We start from the raw sequence: 19,587 nt of genomic DNA, 5'->3' as shown, positions 1-19,587 counted from the left end.
ATTTAAAAAGCACAAATAATATAATATTCGTTTTTGATATAAATTTCAAGACCTTACTGTTATTATTCTTTATCTTATCTGTTTCATCCTAATACACAGAAAAAAGCAGCACTATTTCTTTTGCGAGATTTCCTTTCCGCAATATAAAAATGTGTTGATTATCAATAGAGTATGCTTATACACTAGTGTCAAACGATAACGAAATGGGGTTGGCCTATGTATGCAAATCTTAAAACAATGAACCTGAGTCAGCAGGCCGAATATTTAACAAAGGCCCTTGTGCAGATGGAGAGCTATAACCATTCAGATGGAGAGGGGCATAAAGCTGACTATCTAAAGGAAGTAATTTGTTCGTATCCATCTTTTAAGGCTAATAATCATTTAGTATGGACCCAGGCAATCCCCGGAGATGAACTGGGCAGAAAGAATGTTTTCGCCTTACTCAAGGGTAAGGAGACCAAAAAGACCATTATATATCTGGCCCATCTGGACACGGTTGGAACAGAGGATTTTGGTCCGATTCAGGACATGGCCCATGATCCCGATAAGCTTAAGGCGTTTTTTGAACAATATGATTCTGATCCGGAACTGAAGGAAGATGCCCAGTCCAATGAGTGGCTTTTTGGAAGAGGGGCATTGGATATGCAGAGCGGCATTGCTGTCCACCTGGCCAATCTCCTGTTTTTCTCGGAAAATCCCGGTGAATTGGATGGAAATTTGCTTGTTATGTTCAATGCTGATGAGGAGGGGGAGCATAAAGGAAGCAGAGCAGCACTTTCCGAACTGCTGAGACTGAAAGAAGAAATGGGCTTGGAGTATATGGCTGCCATTAATAATGACTTTATCTCACCATTATATGATGGAGATAACACTAAGTATATCTATACGGGTACAGCTGGCAAAATATTGCCGTGTTTCTCCATTTTCGGAAGGGAGACTCACGCAGGTGAAAGTCTTGCGGGAATTGACCCTACATTAATTGCTGCGGAGCTGACTGCGCGTATCAGTCAGAATTTTCAGCTGACTGAAAAGCTGGAAGGAGAACTGGTGCTTCCACCCAGCTGTTTATATATGCGGGATGATAAAAAACGCTATGACGTTCAGACAGCAGTAGGATGCAGGGTTTATTTCAATTACTTTTTCTATGAGAAGCCTCTGAAGCAGCTTTCAAAAGAACTGAGAATGATTGCAGAAGATGCGGCCATTGCTGTAGAACACCGCCTGAAAGGGGCATATAAGGATTTTCGGACTGTTAATAAGCTGCCGGAAAGACAGCTGGACTGGGGAACAGAAGTGACGGCTTTAGATGACTTTCTTGTCTACCTTGAAGAAAAGGGCATCGATACAGTGAGTGTGATGGAAGAAGCAAAAAATAAAAGCTCCCATATTGAAACAGATGCCAGAATGATTGCTTTTGATATTGTAGAAGCTCTCCACCAATCAGACCCTGAGAAGAAACCAAGAGTGATTTTATTTTATGGTACCCCATTTCTTCCTGCCAACACGATTGATGTGGCTGCAGAAAGAGGCAAGTATTTGAAAAAATGTCTGGAAGAAGTGCTTGCTGAGGAGACAAAGAATACAGGCGAGACATTCAAAGTCCGCAAATATTTCCCTTACTTATCGGACGGAAGCTTTTTATCTTTTGACGGCTCTGACGAGGATATCCAATCTCTTAAAAAAAATTTTCCTGCCTTGAAAAGCCTTTTTCCCATTCCATTAAAGGCGATGAGAGACTTAAATATACCTGTAATTAACCTTGGAGTCTATGGGAAGGCTGGACACAAATGGACAGAACGTGTTTATAAACCATATACTTTTGAAATTTTGCCTGAGGTTATTCGAAAGCTTACAAAAAGAATACTTGAAAAGCCGAGAAATTAAGTTACGCGCCTAGGGGCAGAAGTAACTTTACCAGGAAAATAGCGTCTAATGTAAGGAGAGAATTCGGAGGAGGTGACAAAATGATAAAGGCTGTAATATTTGATTTTGATGGGACGATTGTAGACACAGAATCTTTATGGTATAAGGTCTTTAAACAAATCCTGATGGAAGATTACAAATTTGACCTTGGGCTGGAGGATTTTGCGAAGGGTATTGGCACAACAGATGATATTCTTTTTGATTATATAGATGATAAGTTAGGTCTAAAGGTTAATCGCAAATCTTTACAGGAAAAAACGGAAAGAGCATTCCAGAGCCAAAGGAATATTTTAATTTTGAGAGATGGGATTCAGGAGCTGATAGGCAAATGCAGTGAAAAAGGCCTTAAACTTGGAGTTGCATCCTCCTCAGGCAGAGAGTGGGTTAAGCATTATTTAAAACATTTTGGAATAGAGGATCATTTTCAAACGGTCAAAACAAAAGAGGATGTAGAAAAGGTAAAGCCCGATCCGGCTCTTTACATAAAGGCACTTGAAGTAATGGGCGTTGAACCGGAAGAAAGTCTGGCGATCGAAGATTCTGTAAATGGATCAATTGCTGCTGTCCGGGCAGGAATGCACTGTGCAGCTGTTCCTAATGATGTGACGCATTTTCTTTCCTTTCATGAAAAGGTTATGCGGTACAGGGCTTTTTCTGAAATACCGATTGATGAACTGATAATGAGGCAAAGCTGAATATAAAAAAGGAGCAGACTTAGTCTGCTCCTTTTAATCTTAAAAGATTGCATTCAAGATTAAGTAAACGACACCCGCTAATGTTGCGGATATCGGCAATGTTATTACCCATGTAATAAGCATTCTCTGTGCTGTTCCCCACTTAACCCCTTTAATTCTGTGGGCAGATCCCACACCCAGGATAGAAGACGAGATAACATGAGTAGTACTGACTGGCAAATGGATATATGTAGCGCCAAAGATGATCATTGCACCTGTTAAGTCTGCAGCAACTCCATTAATCGGACGGATCTTCATGATTTTTCCGCCAACTGTCTTGATGATTTTCCATCCTCCAACCGATGTTCCAAGCCCCATGGCTAATGCACAGGAAAACTGTACCCAAAATGGTATATCAGTTGAAGTGACATAGTTGTTTGCTATAAGTGCCATTGTAATAATACCCATAGCTTTCTGCGCATCATTTGTTCCATGTGTATATGATTGCAAAGCAGCTGTAAAAATCTGGATCAGTCTGAAATTCCGGTTTGTCTTAGTCAGGTTGTTATTTTTAAAAACAATCTTGAAAATGCTGTAAACGATAAAACCGACTGCAAAAGCAATTAACGGCGAAAAGATAAGTGCCTGAATAATTTTTAAAAACCCCTGATAATTAATAGACGAAAATCCAGCTGCCGCAATCGCTGCACCGGCAATCGATCCTATGATCGCATGGGAAGAGCTGCTCGGGATCCCATAATACCACGTCAGCAGATTCCAGAAAATCGCGGCAACTAAGGCAGCCAGAATGACAAGAGAACCATTCTGCAAAGTGAACGGATCCACTATATCCTTTGTGATGGTTTTGGCAACCCCAGTAAATGTCATGGCACCCACAAAGTTCATGACGGCAGCCATTATTATGGCATGCCTTGGTTTAAGAGCCTTAGTGGAGACAGCAGTAGCTATTGCGTTTGCCGTATCATGAAATCCATTGATAAAATCAAATGCCAGGGCTCCAATGACAATTAAAATTGTAATAATAAATACTGCATCCATTGTATTCGCCCCTTAAGCATTTTTCATGATGATGGTTTCAAGCGTATTGGCGACATTCTGGCAGCTGTCCGCAATATCTTCAAGTGTTTCATAAATTTCTTTATACTGAATAATCCGGATAGGATCTTTTTCAGTAGCAAAGAGATGCTTGATTGACTGACGGCGGACTCCATCACATTTCGATTCATAATCTTTAATCTTGATTGCATGCTCCCTGATCTGCAGTAATTTCTTAGTTGACAGAAGTTCCACGCACTTTTCAATTTCGATTGCACAATTCTTAATGGCATCCACGAACTTGAGCATAAATTCATCTGCCTGTGTCATTGAATACATTTCGAATAAATCAGCACATTCTTCAAACCCATCAAGCACATCATCCATGCTCATGGCAAGGTGAAGAATATCTTCTCTTTCGATCGGTGTAATAAAAGCGTTATTTAATTCCTTAATAACTTCATGAACATAGGAATCGCCTTTTGTTTCATAATCCTTCATAGTTTTTGAAAAAGTTTTTAAATCACTGACATTGTTGATCTTATAGTCGGCAAAGTAAATTGCACTATCTTTTAAATTTACAGAAATATTGCTTAACAATGTGTTAAACTTGTCCTTTTTCTTAAAAACCATTATTTTACCCCCAATATTTTAGGAAAACTTCAATCAAACGTTATTATTTTAAACGAAATCGACAAAATATGATAGTTTTTTTTATTAAAGTAATATTCCCTGCTTTAATGAGAATAAACGAAGAGCCGATTATTAGCTAAAAAAAACACCGCCTAACTCGGCGGTGCCTCTCAAATAGAGGGATGACAAACTATCCTTTCAGTCTCCCGATAAAATCATGCATTTTTTCAAGTGAATTCAAATTTGCATTGCATTTCTGACTGTCCTGGCAAATGTAATTCCCTTTTTTTGTATAGGTGCCTAACTGAGTCCCTTTGGTTTCAGTTAAGAACATACCAGTTTCCTCAAATTTGCTGCAGATGGCACAGATTCCTTTTTTGCCGAGCGGTTTAAATGTTCCAGATATGCCAGTGAGTTTGCCATCCAGCTGGCTGATCATATACTTCCTGTTTGTGCCTTTGTCGTCCCATCCCAAGTAGCTTATTTCCCTGAAATCGATATCTTCAAGTGCTGGAATCTTTAATTTTTTTACTTTAGGGAACAGCTTTTTGATGGATTGTTCCGTCAATGGTGCAAACGGTATTACATACTCCTTTATTTGATCCAGGAAGGCATCAGCCTGCTCTCTTTCTTTTATATTACTGACTGGGGATAAAAGCTGTTTTTGCTCTTCGCTAAGCTCCTCAAAAAGGCTTAACACCTTCTCAGCAGAAAGAGATTTCAGGGCATCCAGCACTCCTGTATCATTGACAGATGCATGGCCATTAATAAGCGCTTGCGTCTGTTGTTTAATAAAATTATATTGATCATTTCTTATGAAAGGTTCCAAGATACACACACCCCTACACATTCAGCACCTTTATATATCACTTTCACTTTAAAAGAATTACATAAAAATGTAAATGTATAAAATGATTAGGAAAAGAACTTGGCATATAAAAAAGCACTGAACAAAGTTCAGTGCAAAATTCATTTTTTATAAACTATTTTTTTTATTGTTTCAGCTGAAAGATAATATTCTTCAGCCAATTGGCTGATGGTTTTGCCTTTTTGGAAGGCACCTTTAATCGAAAGGTTCCTTTCATCAAGGGCTTTTCTCGCTCCGGAGCGTGATCCCCATTTTTGGTGGTCCTTTTCCGGCTTAGGGATATAAATTGCCTCACCTTGAACGTATTTTTGAATTTCTTCTATTAAATTTGCCGGTAAAACGGCATTCGCTTTTATATAACTCATTTCTGCCAGCTCCTTATTGATTTTTGACAAAAAAAATGAATAAGGTGCAAAGCCGATATCAGAAATGGTTCTAGCAGAAGGGGCGATAATAATTTAGTTCATTACCGCCTCATGCAAAGTATCGCCACCAATATCAGGCTTTGCATGAGACGCTGCATTATCAGGCACTGCAATTGCAATGGCCACTTTCATCACCTCCTAAAGAATGTATTTCTATATTATAAATTAACATGAGCGGCAATGACTGTAACACCCCAAAATCGGAAAAATCTAATCCGTCACTTTCTTCTATTGATTCTTGCAGACTTTTCTGATAATATATTCTTCCGCCCACGCGTTCGCTCATATGTATTTCTCCATTGCGGCTGAAAAAATTTGAAAGGAGAAACATATGCCATCTGAATTAGAACACCCCGATTTTCAAAAGGAAGTTCAGCGGCTTGAATTTACGAAACGTTATATTGATGTTGTGATTAAAACGTCGGAATCCAGCAAAGATCGGTTTCAGGAAAATATGAAAGAAGCCTTCGAAGACGTTGACTGGCTTGAATCCAGTTTAAGCTACTCTTCGCTCCTGACTAATGCCCGTTTTTTTGAAATGTCCAAAGATGAATTAACGCAGCTGAAGAAAGCCCGGAAAAAACCTTACTTTGCCAGAATCGATTTCTTAAGGGAAGATTTAAACGAAGAAGAGAAACTATACATAGGCAAAACTTCATTGTATTCAAGAGAAAATCAGGAGCAGATTATTGTTGACTGGCGTTCTCCGATAGCCAATTTATACTATGAAGGCAGGCTTGGAAAGGTACAATACCATTCTTATGAAGAAAGCTTTACAGGCCACCTGTCTTTAAAAAGGCAATATATGATTGAAGACGGGGTTCTGGATGAAATAAGGGATATTGATCTCACAACCACGGACGAATTGCTTCAGGAATCATTGTCAAAGAGTTCAAGCAACCGCCTCACTGAGATTATTTCAACCATACAGGAAGAACAGAACAAAATAATTCGTGCTGATTTGAATAAGCCCATTATAGTTCAGGGTGCTGCAGGAAGCGGAAAGACGACAATTGCCCTGCATCGAATTAGTTATTTCATTTATCAGTACAAAGAAAATTTTGCTCCCGAACAGCTTATGATACTGGCGCCGAGCAGGTTATTCATTGATTATATTTCAGAGGCACTTCCCGAGCTGGGGGTAGAAAGGGTGCGCCAGACAACCTACCAGGAATATGTGATGGCATGTCTTGGCGAGGATCTAAAAATGGCTGATGACAGTAAACTCGTGAACCTGCTTGAAGATCATGGAAGTGAAGAAGTAAAACTTGCAGCATGGGCATCATCGATTAAAGGTTCACCCGTTTTTCAAACAATCCTCAGCCATTATTTAAAGGAAATTTATAATAGCTTTCAGCCCAGTGATGATTTTATGGTAGATAAATTCAGGCTGTTCAGCCGAAAGAAATTCTTTCAGCTTTTTTTGGAGGATTACAATTACATGCCTCTGTATCGCAGACTCGAAAAATTAAAAGCTGTGCTTCAAAACGATCTTGCTAAGAAAAAGAAATATATCATTAAGAAAATCGAAACGTATTATGACGAGAGGATCGAGAGGGCCCTCTATAGAGGCAGGGACCCTGAGAAAAGAAGACAGTATGTTTCAGAGGCGCTTGATAAAAAAGCATCCAGACTGGAATACCTCAAGAAAAGCTTCAGGACAGCCGTTCCAAAATACATGAAGCAATTTCCGAAAAAAAGCCTGATCCGGTATTACAAAGACCTATATGAAGATCCTGTACGTCTTTCAAGATTATCAGGGGGAAAATTGTCAGTCAACCACGCAGAAACACTTTGTGAATATTGCCGTAAATTGTTCCGAAAAAAGGTTTATGAGAGGGAAGATTTAGCTTTGATGCTTTACCTCCAGGAAAGCCTATTTGGCATTCCTAAAGAGCTGAAGGCGAAAAACATCGTCATCGATGAAGCCCAGGACTACAGCTTCATGGAGCTTCTTTCTTTAAAGAAGTCACTAGATACAGATATGTTCACACTAGTAGGGGACCTTGCCCAGGGAATTCATTCCTACAGGGGGCTTACAGGCTGGCAGGAGGTGCTGGACTATATTTTTCCCCGTGCAACATATACAGAACTTCAGAAAAGCTATCGTACTACAGTGGAAATTATGGAAAAAGCAAATGAATTACTAAAGCTTCTTCCTTATTCATTCCCAAAAGTGGAGCCGGTTGTACGCCATGGGAACAGTCCTGAGTTTATCAAGAGAGAGAATGGAAGAAAACTGGTGAAACAGCTTGAGGAGCAGGTTATTTCATTGAAGAAAGAGGAGTACAAAACGTTTGCGGTGATCGGGAAAACGATGAAAGACTGCCAGCTACTGCATGCACTTTTTGAAAAGCATGCTAAGCTTCCCTTTAAACTGCTGCAGGAACAGGAAAGCATACCGAAGGATGAGATCGTTATCGTGCCATCTTACTTGGCCAAGGGACTTGAATTTGATGCCGTTATGATTCTGTCCATTGAAGAGGAGTTTTCCAGAAACTCAGAACTGGATATTAAATTGCTTTATGTCGCCATGACACGTCCTCTTCACCGATTATATTTTTATGGATTAAAAGAAGGCAATTTCATTGTGGCTTAAAACTTAAGCAGCTGAATTTATCAGCTGCTTATTTTTTTTGAGAAAACGATTCTGTCCTTTGTTTAGGACAGTTTTCAGCCGGGAAAATCATTTTTAGATGAGAAAAAATGGGAAGGGTGCCCTAATATAAAATCCCGGCAGCTGCCGTTTATATAGATGGGCGATTGCTTCTTAAAGGCAATCGCTTTTATTTTGGAGTGTAAGCAGCAAAGATAAATGAAGGAAATGTGCCATCTAAAAAGAATATCAGCCTAATGGAGTTGGAATCCTTCAATTCGGGAGATCACACAGAAAAATAGGATAAAGGCTTATTGAATCTCCAAAACCGAATAATGGTCATTCCAAAATCAGTGACTAAGGGAAAATGGAGATATTGATGATTTGTCTAACTGATGAAATGAACAAAGGAATGCATAAAATATAATTATCATTTTGGGGCCGCTAATCCAGATAATTATTGACCTTTAAACGGGTTTTTTTGTTATAAAATTTTTCCAGAAGAATAGTTTAACCATTTTTGGTTTTAGATAATGAATACTGGGTAATTTAATTATACAAGCAGATAGAATCACCAAAAGCTGCGCAGCTGCTGAATGAAATTCTTATCTGAGCAAAAGCTAAATCAAATTAAAAATGAGGAGTGATTTTCAATGTTAAGCTTTTTATGGGCATTAATTATAGGTGGTATTATAGGTTGGTTAGCAGGTATGATCGTGGGAAGAGATATTCCAGGCGGAGTTATTGGTAACATCATTGCTGGTTTCATTGGTGCATGGTTAGGTTCTTTAATTCTCGGTGATTGGGGTCCAGTCGTAGCTGACTTTGCTATTATTCCTGCTTTAATTGGTGCTATCGTGCTTGTATTCATCGTAGGCTTTATTATGAAGGCTATGCGTAAAACTCATGACTAATTAAATTTGTTTAAAGAAGTCCCATCTGGGGCTTCTTTTTTTTGTTGTATTTTGCTTATAGGGTAAAGTAAAGCTGCCCCAGAAAGGGCAGCTCTCTTTCATGTTTAAAAACGATACGGATCAATGGCCTTGAAAATCCCAGGATCATCCAGAAAAGGGGCATGACAGACTATGGCTTCCTCGGAGAATGGGTGAGGTATCTCCATTTTTACCGCATGCAGTGCCTGCCGTGCAAAAACAGGCTTCCCGCCATATAGAGTATCTCCAGCAAGAGGGTGTCCGATGCAGCTTAAGTGAACACGTATCTGATGTGTTCTGCCTGTATCCAAACGGCATTTAATAAGGGAAAGATTTTGTTTGCGAAAGTACTCAATTATTTCATAGTTAGTAGCAGCAGGCTGGCCGCCGGGGGATACTCTTCTTCTTGTTGGATGATGCCTGTCCCGTCCAATTGGTTCCCTGATGGTTCCTTTGTTCTTTGACATTTCGCCATGGACTAATGCCAAATATGTGCGTTTAATTCTTCTTTCTTGCAGCTCTTTATCCAAGATTGCTCCCGCTAATGCATGCTTCGCAAACAAAATGGCACCGGTTGTATCACGATCGAGACGATGTATATGTTTGATGGCTCTATATTCTCCCTGCATCTGCATATGAAAGGCTGCAGCGTTTGCCAGGGTATTCATTTGATCCGGCGAGTTAGGATGAGTATCCATGCCGGCAGGTTTATTCAAAACAAGCATATGGTCATCTTCAAAAAGAACATCAACCTCGTAATAGGAGGGGATAACGCCTGGATCTTCATCCACAAAAAAATGAAACTTTAATTTATCTCCTGCATGCACAGGGTTAGTCCAATTAGCAGGTTCATTATTGTATAGAACCTGTTTTTTCATTCTCATATTGTGTGTTTGTTTTTTGGGCGCTCCCCATAATGTCCGGAAAATATAATCAATTGAATATCCTTCCCAGCGGGCAGGTACCTCTATTTCACACCATTCACCAAACCTTTGTATTTTTACCATAAATTACTCCTTATCCCGGTTGAATAATTACACCTTTAGCACATATAAATTAATTACAATAATATTTTAGCCTTTAAAGACAGCTGATAAAAGAAATAGCCATCTCAAAAAATTATTGTAATATTTAAAATCATCTTTTGTTTTGCTGAAAATGGGGTTATTATAGAGCTTTAGAACTAATTATTTAGCATTATGCCTGTGCCATCTATTTCCGGAGGAGGAATAAATACCAACAAATCCCTTCTCCATGGGTATAATTACCACCCTAAAGGGCATTTAGAATATGATATTCTTATGTATATATATATTACGAACTGATTACAAGGATTACAAAGGTGGGTTATCAGTGAAGGTTGTATTTGCATCAACTCCTGATCAGGAACAAAAAATTCAAGAATTAATAGAAAAATTTTATTCAAATGTGTTTCCTCTTTATTTCTCGGACGATGATATAAGAGAATTTGAACAGCAGAAGATTTTACATACTTCTACCAGGCACTTTGAATACTTCGGAACATTAAAGGAGGCATATCAGGTTATTGCAGGGCTGCAGACGCTTATCGCTATTCTGGAATCTCGCCAAATCAGCAGTAAATATGAAACGATATTCTTTAAAAATGTACAAATACTTCAAGAATTCGGTTTATCATTTCCGTTTGACTACAGTCATTTTTGCGGAGAGAGAATGCCCCGAAATGATTTATTCAGTGTTTATACTAAAGCCGCAAATGAAATGCTTGTATAAAAAAACGCCTGCAGCTGCAGGCGTTTCAGACTGTCGACAAACTCAATGAAAATTGAGCTTGTCTGCAGTCTTTCTTACGATTAGTCAAGCACCTTTAAACCGTTAATTTATTTTCTGTATAAATGAATCCCCTTCAACGTTGTGTTTGAAGAGGGGCCAGATTTATAGGTATACCTAATAGGCCTAGTGATTTCGCGTTTTTTAACTAGACCTGCCTTTGTGGTATTATGTACTAAACTATGATTGGGTGGCTAACCGGAAGTCATAGTTCATATTGTGTGTAATAAGGTGGAAGATAATCTTCAAAAGCTTATTCACACAGGCAATGGATGCAACCTTATGGCACTTGTTATAGGGTTGCGTTTTTAATTTATCGTAATAATCAACAATATGGTTTTGACTGAAACGGCGTAGTTTAATCATGTTCTGGATAATGATAAAAAGGAGCTTACGTAAATGCTTATTGCCACGTTTATTAATCTTGTCCTTGTAAAAGGTCTTACCTGATTGGTAACGGCGAATATCAATACCAGCGTATGCGTTTAGCTGCTTATTGTTTTCAAAACGTCTAATATCCCCTATTTCTGCCATTAGACGTACTGCAGTGTTTGAGCCAATCCCCGGGAAACTGAGGAGAATATGGTATTCAGCCCGGCTTTCTGCTAGTTGCGCCATGTCCTCGATACACCTTTCTTTCATGGATAGGAGTTCCTGGTAACGCCTAGCGTAAGATATCAGCTGGCTACACAGGACATCGGTTGACGAAACGGCAGGAAATGATAAATGCGCTGCTTCAAGCAATTGAGTAGCTTTTTTTTCAGCCCTTGCGGTAGAAATATTCTTATCAGTGTTTGTCCGGATTTTGTTCTTTATAACCGTTTTTGAATGTTGGAGCACCAAGTCTGGATGTGGGTACAATTGAACAATATTGAGGAATAGCTCTGATTTGGTTGTAAAGATTTTTTCCAGTTCCGGAAAGGTTAGCTGAATAACTTTATGCATGCGGTTGCGTGTTACGGATAACTCGTCATCAAGTTCACTGTAAAATCGGGATAGCGACTTCAATTGGAGAAAAAGATCTTCTGTGCCATTTCGATTAGTCCTTTGCGTTGAAAAGTGGGTAAGGGCAAGTTGGTGGGCATCACTCTTATCCGTTTTGTGGATCCTCAAGGAGTCGCACTGGAGCTTAGCTTCCAGGGGATTCAAGGAACAATAGGAAAAACCATTTACATTCATAAACCGCTCCAATTGCCTGGAATAGACCCCAGTTGATTCAAATACAATATGTGGCTGTTCACCATAACCTTCTGTTAATCTGTCGATCCTCTTCTTTAAGTTTTCAAATTCAGGCCGTGAATGCTTGATTTCTCCTTCATAAATACACTTTTTTAGTGTGTTGTAAATTACCATGTAGCTTTTTCCCATACTTACATCAAATGCGATGACATGTTTCACGTTATTTCCCCCAAAAAAGTTTTGAAGTTCCCTCACTTACTCTTATCGACTCCCATTTCTTATACACGATCTCAAGGATCCAACATACTTAAACCTGATTCGAATAAGGTAAGTGAAGAAGGTCAGTTTTTTGTACGGATTCTAAGATCCTAAGACTGCAACGACCTATTCTTCACTTCTACTATATAAAAAAATAGTAGTGCCAACCAATGCCTTGGTCAGCACTACTAATCTTAGTATGTTTTTTGTTTTAAAATAGAAGTAATACGATACTTGAGGTGATTAAGATGCTTTCTAAACATAATCCAATTCAACGGGATCAAATCGAAATGATTGCATTAGATGAACTTGTCCCAGCGGACCATTTGGTTCGCAAAATTGAAGCGGCGATTGATTTTTCCTTTGTCTATGATTTGGTGAAAGATATGTATTCAGAAGTAGGACGCCCAAGTATTGACCCTGTTATCTTAATCAAACTCACATTCATTCAATATACCTTCGGTATTCGCTCCATGCGTCAAACAATTGAGGAATTGAAAACAAATATGGCCTATCGGTGGTTTTTAGGATACGGCTTCCACGATAAAGTTCCTCACTTCTCAACTTTCGGAAAAAACTATGAGCGCCGATTTAAAAATACCGATCTCTTTGAACAGATATTCTATCGAATTTTAAAAGCTGCAGCTGAAAAGAATTTAATAAGTGCAGAACATGTTTTTGTAGATTCTACTCATGTAAAAGCGAGTGCGAATAAACGGAAATTTGAAAAGAAAGTTGTTCGAAAAGAAACCCGTGCCTATCAACAACGCCTTCAAGAAGAAATTAATCGAGATCGTGAAGATCATGGAAAAAAGCCTTTTCCGCCAGATAAGTTTGATAAGGAAGAATTCAAAGAAACTAAGGAAAGTACAACTGACCCAGAGAGTGGATACTATGTAAAAGATGAGCGTACAAAACAGTTCGCCTATTCTTTTCACGCTGCCGCAGATCGCAACGGCTTTGTACTAGGCACAACTGTAACCCCTGGTAACACGCATGATAGTCATATTTTAGAGCCATTGGTAGAACAAGTCATTGAGAAAGTTAGTAAACCAGAAGCTGTTGCGGCCGACGCAGCCTATAAAACACCTGCTATCACGAGCTACTTATTGAAAAACGACATCACACCTGCTTTACCTTACACACGACCTCGCACAAAAGAGGGTTTCTTCAGAAAACATGAGTATGTTTATGATGAGCATTTTGACTGTTACATTTGCCCAGCTGGTGAGATATTAAAGTATAAAACGACTACAAAGGAAGGTTATCGTCAATATAAATCAGATCCGCGAATTTGTGCTGGATGCCCGTTCTTGTCTCAATGCACACAGAGTCAAGCGCACCAAAAGCTCATTCAACGTCATGTGTGGGAGGAACATTTGGAAGAGGCAGACCACCTTCGCCACCATCAAAACGTCAAAAAAATCTATGAGAAGCGAAAAGAAACAATTGAACGTGTTTTCGCAGATGCAAAAGAAAAGCATGGCATGCGTTGGACAACTTTAAGGGGACTTAAAAAATTGTCAATGCAGGCGATGCTTACTTTCGCTGCCATGAATTTAAAGAAAATGGCCAACTGGACTTGGCAAGGCCCAGTAATAGCCTAGAAGATGACCTCGGAGAGGTTTACAGTCATGAAAAAATGCTTTCAAGTCCAATAAAAAAGTAAAAAGGGTCCGGAATAAGGCTATTCCGAACCCCTTTTGTCTACAAACTGAAACGCCTGCAGCTGCAGGCGTTTTTAGTTATTTGGAATTTTCATTAAACCATTTTTCAAAAATCTCTTTTTCCTGATAACCGGTAATTCTGTTAACCTCTTTGCCGTCTTTGTATTGAATGATTGTTGGAGTTTCCACAATTCCGTATTTGTCCCAGCCGTCGTCAAATTCAAGCAGGTTAAATTGAACCATGTCAATGCCCATATCTTCTGTAAGTGGAGCCACCACAGGAGTTGTCTTTTGGCAATGCGGGCATGTCGGGCTATAAAAATAAACAGTTACATCGTCTTTATTATCTAATTTTTCATCCAATTCTTCAGGAAGAATCAGGTTTTGATAATTGGGGTCTTCAAGCTGTTTGACTGTTTCAGGATGAAGTGAATCCTTCCCATATGGATTGTTCTCTGACACCTTTTCTTCGTTTTGCATTTTAGTTAAGATTCCAACTGCTGCAAATAATGCAATGATAATGGCAAGAAAAATAATGACTTTTTTCATTATTCTGCTACCTCCTTCGTTTTCTTCCAGACAAGATAACTGCAAATAAAAATAATAATAAAAGCTGTTAATGCTAAAAACGGAATTGTAACAAATCCCAGCCAGTTAATATACTGCCCCGTACAGGGAACTCTTCCGCATGATGCTGCACGATCAGCCATAAATGAAATCTTCTGAATGGAGTAGTGGTAGATTGAAATGCCTCCTCCAATAGCAGATAACAGCATTGTATATAAGCTGATGCGATAATCCTTCTTTACTACAGCCAAGCCCAGTATGACAGCAAAGGGATACATGATAATCCTCTGATACCAGCAAAGCTCACAAGGTTCATATTGCCTGATTTCCGAAAAATAAAGGCTGCCGAACATAGCAAGAATGGAAGCTGCCCAGGCAATAAACAGTAAACTTTCCCGCAGGTCTGATTTTATTTTCTCCATAATAATCTCCTTATTGATATGTACTCTAAAATTATAAAGCTATAGGACATCCCTTGTAAATCTACATGTTCAAAGGAAATCGGGAAATAGGGAATCTGTAATATTGAAATGGCATTTCTAAAGAAAAAGGGGTGATAATTTAGGAGTTAAAAGATGATAATCATTCACCTATAGAGAAATATATATGAAGGAAAAGAAGCAAGATAACAAGAGGGATTTTGCATTGAGAATTCAGAGGGTTATGAAGGCAGCAAAAAAGGGAAAAGAGCTGTATATCACTGGAGAAGCCGAGTTTTCGGATCAGCTCCCGGGATAATTATTATTTTCCAAAAGGAGTGCACCACCATTGACAAAGCTTGATTTAAAGAAATTTGAGAAGAAAATGATTATCAGAAATACCCGGCATACAGATATAGATCATATCATTGCTCTTCAGGAGCTATGCTTTCCCGGCATGGTTCCCTGGAAGAAGGATCAGCTTGAAAGCCATTTGGACATTTTCCCTGAAGGTCAGTTTGTTGCAGAATATGACGGGGAAATTATTGGATCATGCTCGAGCCTTATTATCAACTTTGATGAATATGATGACCGTCATTCCTGGGATGACGTTACAGACAAAGGATACATATCGAATCATAACCCTGAAGGATATAACCTTTATGGTATAGAAGTAATGGTTCACCCTGACTACCGCAGAATGAAAATAGGTCATCGCCTGTATGAGGAAAGAAAGGAGCTTGTCAGGTCTTTAAATTTAAAAAGCATCATCATTGGCGGGCGTATTCCAAATTATCATAAGTACTCGGAAGAAATGAACCCCCGGGAGTATGTGAAAGAGGTTTCACTCCACAAAATTTATGATCCGGTGCTATCTTTTCAGCTGCTGAATGGATTTACGCTGATGAGGATTAATCCCAACTATTTGCCTGATGATGTGCAGTCAAATAAATATGCAACGCTGATGGAATGGAATAATGTCGATTACAGGCCAATGAGCAAACGGTTTTATAAAACAAGTTATCCTGTCCGCATATGCGTGGTTCAGTATTTAATGCGGCAGATAAAATCCTTCGATGAATTTGCCCATCAGGTGGAATACTTTACAGATGTTGCTTCTGACTCAGGGTCCGACTTTGCCGTTTTTCCCGAATTGTTTACCACCCAGCTAATGTCCTTTTTGGAGGAGCGTTCACCAAGCCTTGCGGTCAGGAAGCTCACAGAATACACTGAACAATACATCGAGTTATTTACAGACTTGGCAGTCAGATATAATATCAATATAATTGGCGGATCTCATTTTGTTAAGGAGGATGATGATGTAATTTATAATATTGCTTATCTTTTCCGCCGTGATGGAACGATTGAAAAGCAGTATAAGCTCCATATTACACCAAATGAGCGCAAATGGTGGGGGATCAGCCGCGGGGACGAAGTGAAGGTATTTGATACAGACTGCGGAAAAATAGCGATCCAAATCTGCTATGACATCGAATTTCCTGAACTGGCGAGAATTGCAACCGATAAAGGTGCGAAAATTATCTTTACCCCTTTCTGTACCGAAGATCGGCAGGGATATTTACGGGTGCGGTATTGTGCTCAGGCCCGTGCTGTTGAAAATCAGATATATACCGTTATTTCGGGGACGGTCGGCAACCTTCCGCAAACAGAGAATATGGATATTCAATATGCACAATCTGCCATATTTGCACCATCCGATTTTGAGTTTGCAAGGGATGGCATTGTCGGAGAAACCAATCCAAATATTGAAATGGTTCTGATTGGTGATGTTGACCTCGAAGTTCTCCGCCGACAAAGGCAGGATGGAACGGTACGCCAGCTAAAAGACCGCAGGCATGATATTTACACCATTAAATATAAAAAGTAATATATAGATGCAGCTTGAGCGCCTTATCACTTGGCGCTCAATGCATTTCATGTTGAAATACATAATTTAAGGGCGGATTTTGTCAAAATAACTCGGATATTATTAAGAGGAATATCCGCCTGGAACTCGAAAAGGATATGCAGAAGCTTTTTTTAGGAGGTCATACAATGGAATGGAAAACAGCAGCAGAACGATGGATAAACCATGAGTATCTTGACAGTGAATTATTAGAACAGCTAAAGGGTCTGCAGGGAAATGAAAAGCTCCTTGAAGAAGCATTCTATAAGGGACTGGAGTTCGGAACAGGCGGTATGCGCGGGGAGATTGGCCCTGGAACAAACCGAATGAATATCTATACTGTCCGTAAGGCATCTGCCGGATTAGCAGCATACATAGAAGAAAAAGGGCTGGAAGCAAAAAGCCGAGGGGTGGCAATTGCATATGATTCACGCCATATGTCCCCGGAATTTGCCATGGAGGCGGCTAAAACACTTGCCAGCAGGGGCATTCAGACATACATATTTGATGAACTTCGTCCAACGCCTGAACTCTCATTCGCAGTCCGCTACCTGCATGCATATGCAGGGATTGTCATTACAGCCAGCCATAACCCACCGGAATACAATGGTTATAAGGTGTATGGCTCGGATGGGGCTCAGCTGACTCCAGCTGAAGCAGATATTGTTATAAGCAAAGTAAATGAATTAGAAAACGAATTGCTGATAGAAGTAATGGATGAAGATGAGTTAAAGAAAAAGGGGCTTATTACCATGATCGGCAAAACAGTTGATCAGGCATATCAGAAGCAGCTCCTTACTATTTCCGAAAATCCGGGTGCAGCAAATGAAGCGGATATTAACGTAGTTTTTACACCGCTTCACGGTACAGCCAACAAGCCTGTCAGAGAAGCGCTGTCAGCAATGAGCTATGCCAATGTGCATGTGGTGAAGGAACAGGAGCTTCCGGATCCTGAGTTTTCAACAGTAAAAAGTCCAAATCCAGAGGAAAAGAGTGCGTTTGAGCTCGCAATGAGATATGGAAGAGAAACCAATGCTGACTTGTTAATTGCTACAGACCCGGACGCCGATCGCCTTGGCATTGCTGCGAGGAACCAGGAAGGTGAGTATGTTCTTTTGACAGGAAATCAGACAGGTGCGCTGCTGCTTCACTACATACTTTCTCAGAAGAATGAAAAGAATACACTGCCTGACAATGGCATCATGTTAAAAACGATTGTTACATCCGAATTTGGCCGCATTATTGCCTCTTCTTTTGGAGTCGAAACCATTGATGTTTTAACGGGCTTTAAATTCATTGCAGAAAAAATCAAAGAATATGAAGAGTCGGGCGAATACAGCTTCCTGTTTGGATATGAGGAAAGCTATGGATATCTTATCGGCGATTTTTCAAGGGATAAAGATGCTATCCAGGCAGCGCTGCTTGCAACAGAAATGGCTGCATATTATAAAAAGAAAGGCATGTCTCTTTATGATGCATTGCTAAGCTTATTTGAAGAGTTTGGCTATTTCCTTGAAGGATTAAAATCAATGACTCTAAAAGGAATTGAAGGTGCTGAAAAAATCCAGCAGACACTGGCATCCTTCCGCGCTAATCCAATAAAGGATCTTAAAGGCATGCAGGTAAAGGCTGTTGAAGATTATCTAACAGGAATCAGAACCGAAGCAGATGGAACTGAGAAGCATATCGACCTGCCCAAATCCAATGTTATTAAGTATTTCTTCGAAGATGGAGACTGGATTTGCCTGAGGCCGTCTGGTACAGAACCGAAGATTAAATTTTACTTTGGAGTCCAGGACTTATCATTAGCAGCCAGCAAGGAAAAACTTGAATCTGTCCAAAAAGCGTTCATGGACATCGTCGAAGAAAGAATGGGTATTTCAGTGTCAAAATAAATTTCTTGCACCCAGAAGGTATATACAGAAAGGAAGATTTGATGTTAAAGGGACAAACAGCAATTGTAACAGGTGCATCCAGAGGGATCGGCAAAGAAATCGCTGTTAAGCTAGCTCAGAAGGGCATGAAGCTAACCCTGATTGGAAGCTCAGAAGAAATACATCAGTCTGCAGAAGACATCATCAGTATGGGATTTTCAGAAGTACTGCCTATTCAGGCAGATATTTCAGATGAAGCACAAGTAAAGGCCGCAGTTGAAAATACTCTTAAAACCTACAAACAGCTTGATCTGCTCGTGAACAATGCTGGTATGGGCTTTTTCAAGCAGGTTGAAGAAACAACACTGGATGAATGGAAGAAGGTCTTTGAAGTCAATGTGCAGGGGGTTTTTCTCGGAAGCAGGGCAGTGCTGCCGCACATGAAAGAGCGAAAATCCGGTTCAATCATTACCATCTCTTCAGATGTAGCCAGGTATACGATTCCAAATGGATCAGCCTATACGGCAACAAAATATGCAGTTCAAGGCTTTTCAGGTTCTTTAGCTCAGGAAGTCAGAGAATATGGTATCCGTGTCGGAACCATAAATCCCGGAATGGTTGATACGTTTTTTGCAGAATCAAAGCAGGGACTTGAAGAGAAAAAAGATTGGCTGAAGGTCGAAGATATCGCCAATGCTGTCGTTTACATGGCATCTGCGCCGAAGCACATGCTGATAGATGAAATCGTCCTTCATCCGTTTGTTCAAGACTACCCAATAGCATAAATTTTGCACCGAAGAG

The 19,587-nt window shown here is 39.7% G+C and carries 18 protein-coding genes; 10 read left to right on the top strand and 8 right to left on the bottom strand.

What is annotated here, in order from left to right:
• The first annotated feature begins 216 nt into the window (after nucleotides 1-216).
• On the top strand, nucleotides 217-1,884 hold the full coding sequence (locus NSQ49_RS06730; protein ID WP_251284777.1) for a M20/M25/M40 family metallo-hydrolase: 1,668 nt from the start codon (nucleotides 217-219) through the stop codon (nucleotides 1,882-1,884).
• Between the two features lie 80 nt (nucleotides 1,885-1,964).
• On the top strand, nucleotides 1,965-2,618 hold the full coding sequence (locus NSQ49_RS06725) for an HAD family hydrolase (RefSeq protein WP_251284778.1): 654 nt from the start codon (nucleotides 1,965-1,967) through the stop codon (nucleotides 2,616-2,618).
• A 39-nt stretch (nucleotides 2,619-2,657) separates the two neighbouring features.
• Here NSQ49_RS06725 and NSQ49_RS06720 read toward each other — a convergent pair whose 3' ends face one another.
• The 4 genes from NSQ49_RS06720 to NSQ49_RS06705 all read right to left on the bottom strand — a co-directional run bounded on the left by NSQ49_RS06720 (nucleotide 2,658) and on the right by NSQ49_RS06705 (nucleotide 5,519).
• Nucleotides 2,658-3,656 carry an inorganic phosphate transporter gene (locus tag NSQ49_RS06720; RefSeq protein WP_159871623.1) on the bottom strand — a complete coding sequence of 333 codons (999 nt, stop codon included), beginning with the start codon at nucleotides 3,654-3,656 and terminating at the stop codon, nucleotides 2,658-2,660.
• Between the two features lie 12 nt (nucleotides 3,657-3,668).
• Nucleotides 3,669-4,286, bottom strand: a complete 618-nt coding sequence (locus NSQ49_RS06715; protein WP_009331529.1) for a DUF47 domain-containing protein — start codon at nucleotides 4,284-4,286, stop codon at nucleotides 3,669-3,671.
• A gap of 190 nt (nucleotides 4,287-4,476) precedes the next feature.
• Entirely contained in the window at nucleotides 4,477-5,115 is a 639-nt protein-coding gene (locus tag NSQ49_RS06710) for a FusB/FusC family EF-G-binding protein (RefSeq protein ID WP_159871626.1), read from the bottom strand.
• 140 nt (nucleotides 5,116-5,255) lie between these two features.
• Nucleotides 5,256-5,519 (bottom strand): CD3324 family protein, encoded by a 264-nt coding sequence (locus NSQ49_RS06705; RefSeq protein ID WP_159871629.1) that lies wholly within the window; start codon nucleotides 5,517-5,519, stop codon nucleotides 5,256-5,258.
• A 391-nt stretch (nucleotides 5,520-5,910) separates the two neighbouring features.
• On the opposite strand from NSQ49_RS06705, the gene helD reads away from it, so the two are divergent.
• Nucleotides 5,911-8,178: an RNA polymerase recycling motor HelD gene (gene helD / locus NSQ49_RS06700; protein ID WP_159871632.1), complete on the top strand. Its 2,268-nt coding sequence runs from the start codon at nucleotides 5,911-5,913 to the stop codon at nucleotides 8,176-8,178.
• Between the two features lie 650 nt (nucleotides 8,179-8,828).
• A complete protein-coding gene (locus NSQ49_RS06695) occupies nucleotides 8,829-9,089 on the top strand; it encodes a GlsB/YeaQ/YmgE family stress response membrane protein (RefSeq protein WP_159871635.1) in 261 nt (86 codons plus the stop codon).
• A gap of 104 nt (nucleotides 9,090-9,193) precedes the next feature.
• Here NSQ49_RS06695 and NSQ49_RS06690 read toward each other — a convergent pair whose 3' ends face one another.
• Nucleotides 9,194-10,114: an RluA family pseudouridine synthase gene (locus NSQ49_RS06690; RefSeq protein WP_159871638.1), complete on the bottom strand. Its 921-nt coding sequence runs from the start codon at nucleotides 10,112-10,114 to the stop codon at nucleotides 9,194-9,196.
• Nucleotides 10,115-10,460: 346 nt separating this feature from the next.
• On the opposite strand from NSQ49_RS06690, the gene NSQ49_RS06685 reads away from it, so the two are divergent.
• Nucleotides 10,461-10,859, top strand: a complete 399-nt coding sequence (locus NSQ49_RS06685; RefSeq protein WP_159871641.1) for a YhcU family protein — start codon at nucleotides 10,461-10,463, stop codon at nucleotides 10,857-10,859.
• 237 nt (nucleotides 10,860-11,096) lie between these two features.
• Here NSQ49_RS06685 and NSQ49_RS06680 read toward each other — a convergent pair whose 3' ends face one another.
• On the bottom strand, nucleotides 11,097-12,314 hold the full coding sequence (locus tag NSQ49_RS06680; RefSeq protein WP_159871966.1) for an IS110 family transposase: 1,218 nt from the start codon (nucleotides 12,312-12,314) through the stop codon (nucleotides 11,097-11,099).
• A gap of 287 nt (nucleotides 12,315-12,601) precedes the next feature.
• On the opposite strand from NSQ49_RS06680, the gene NSQ49_RS06675 reads away from it, so the two are divergent.
• Nucleotides 12,602-13,960 carry an IS1182 family transposase gene (locus NSQ49_RS06675; RefSeq protein WP_159871981.1) on the top strand — a complete coding sequence of 453 codons (1,359 nt, stop codon included), beginning with the start codon at nucleotides 12,602-12,604 and terminating at the stop codon, nucleotides 13,958-13,960.
• 138 nt (nucleotides 13,961-14,098) lie between these two features.
• Here the strand turns inward: NSQ49_RS06675 and NSQ49_RS06670 are convergent, their stop codons facing one another.
• Together NSQ49_RS06670 and NSQ49_RS06665 are read right to left on the bottom strand one after the other, a co-directional pair.
• Nucleotides 14,099-14,569: a thioredoxin family protein gene (locus NSQ49_RS06670; protein ID WP_251284930.1), complete on the bottom strand. Its 471-nt coding sequence runs from the start codon at nucleotides 14,567-14,569 to the stop codon at nucleotides 14,099-14,101.
• Nucleotides 14,569-15,009 (bottom strand): disulfide oxidoreductase, encoded by a 441-nt coding sequence (locus tag NSQ49_RS06665; protein ID WP_251284929.1) that lies wholly within the window; start codon nucleotides 15,007-15,009, stop codon nucleotides 14,569-14,571. Before NSQ49_RS06665 ends, NSQ49_RS06670 begins: the two co-directional genes overlap by 1 nt.
• A gap of 184 nt (nucleotides 15,010-15,193) precedes the next feature.
• Between NSQ49_RS06665 and NSQ49_RS06660 the strand changes: the two genes are divergently transcribed.
• The 4 genes from NSQ49_RS06660 to NSQ49_RS06645 all read left to right on the top strand — a co-directional run bounded on the left by NSQ49_RS06660 (nucleotide 15,194) and on the right by NSQ49_RS06645 (nucleotide 19,571).
• Nucleotides 15,194-15,325: a hypothetical protein gene (locus NSQ49_RS06660; protein ID WP_268891695.1), complete on the top strand. Its 132-nt coding sequence runs from the start codon at nucleotides 15,194-15,196 to the stop codon at nucleotides 15,323-15,325.
• Nucleotides 15,326-15,391: 66 nt separating this feature from the next.
• Nucleotides 15,392-16,894 (top strand): bifunctional GNAT family N-acetyltransferase/carbon-nitrogen hydrolase family protein, encoded by a 1,503-nt coding sequence (locus NSQ49_RS06655; protein ID WP_159871665.1) that lies wholly within the window; start codon nucleotides 15,392-15,394, stop codon nucleotides 16,892-16,894.
• A 167-nt stretch (nucleotides 16,895-17,061) separates the two neighbouring features.
• Nucleotides 17,062-18,807: a phospho-sugar mutase gene (locus NSQ49_RS06650; RefSeq protein ID WP_251284928.1), complete on the top strand. Its 1,746-nt coding sequence runs from the start codon at nucleotides 17,062-17,064 to the stop codon at nucleotides 18,805-18,807.
• Nucleotides 18,808-18,848: 41 nt separating this feature from the next.
• A complete protein-coding gene (locus tag NSQ49_RS06645) occupies nucleotides 18,849-19,571 on the top strand; it encodes an SDR family oxidoreductase (RefSeq protein ID WP_159871653.1) in 723 nt (240 codons plus the stop codon).
• The last annotated feature ends 16 nt before the right edge of the window (nucleotides 19,572-19,587 follow it).

It is taken from the genome of Cytobacillus sp. FSL R5-0377 (assembly GCF_038004385.1).
GTDB lineage: Bacteria > Bacillota > Bacilli > Bacillales > Cytobacillaceae > Cytobacillus.
The sequence above is the reverse complement of the archived record's forward strand: the minus strand, read 5'-3'. Positions and strand labels throughout refer to the sequence as shown.

Coding starts and splice junctions, on each gene's coding strand:
- NSQ49_RS06675 (WP_159871981.1), top strand. CDS start 12,602: ATGCTTTCTAAACATAATCCAATTCAACGGGATCAAATCGAAATGATT.
- NSQ49_RS06725 (WP_251284778.1), top strand. CDS start 1,965: ATGATAAAGGCTGTAATATTTGATTTTGATGGGACGATTGTAGACACA.
- NSQ49_RS06645 (WP_159871653.1), top strand. CDS start 18,849: ATGTTAAAGGGACAAACAGCAATTGTAACAGGTGCATCCAGAGGGATC.
- NSQ49_RS06705 (WP_159871629.1), bottom strand. CDS start 5,519: ATGAGTTATATAAAAGCGAATGCCGTTTTACCGGCAAATTTAATAGAA.
- NSQ49_RS06660 (WP_268891695.1), top strand. CDS start 15,194: ATGAAGGAAAAGAAGCAAGATAACAAGAGGGATTTTGCATTGAGAATT.
- NSQ49_RS06665 (WP_251284929.1), bottom strand. CDS start 15,009: ATGGAGAAAATAAAATCAGACCTGCGGGAAAGTTTACTGTTTATTGCC.
- NSQ49_RS06690 (WP_159871638.1), bottom strand. CDS start 10,114: ATGGTAAAAATACAAAGGTTTGGTGAATGGTGTGAAATAGAGGTACCT.
- NSQ49_RS06655 (WP_159871665.1), top strand. CDS start 15,392: ATGATTATCAGAAATACCCGGCATACAGATATAGATCATATCATTGCT.
- NSQ49_RS06695 (WP_159871635.1), top strand. CDS start 8,829: ATGTTAAGCTTTTTATGGGCATTAATTATAGGTGGTATTATAGGTTGG.
- helD (WP_159871632.1), top strand. CDS start 5,911: ATGCCATCTGAATTAGAACACCCCGATTTTCAAAAGGAAGTTCAGCGG.
- NSQ49_RS06720 (WP_159871623.1), bottom strand. CDS start 3,656: ATGGATGCAGTATTTATTATTACAATTTTAATTGTCATTGGAGCCCTG.
- NSQ49_RS06650 (WP_251284928.1), top strand. CDS start 17,062: ATGGAATGGAAAACAGCAGCAGAACGATGGATAAACCATGAGTATCTT.
- NSQ49_RS06715 (WP_009331529.1), bottom strand. CDS start 4,286: ATGGTTTTTAAGAAAAAGGACAAGTTTAACACATTGTTAAGCAATATT.
- NSQ49_RS06670 (WP_251284930.1), bottom strand. CDS start 14,569: ATGAAAAAAGTCATTATTTTTCTTGCCATTATCATTGCATTATTTGCA.
- NSQ49_RS06730 (WP_251284777.1), top strand. CDS start 217: ATGTATGCAAATCTTAAAACAATGAACCTGAGTCAGCAGGCCGAATAT.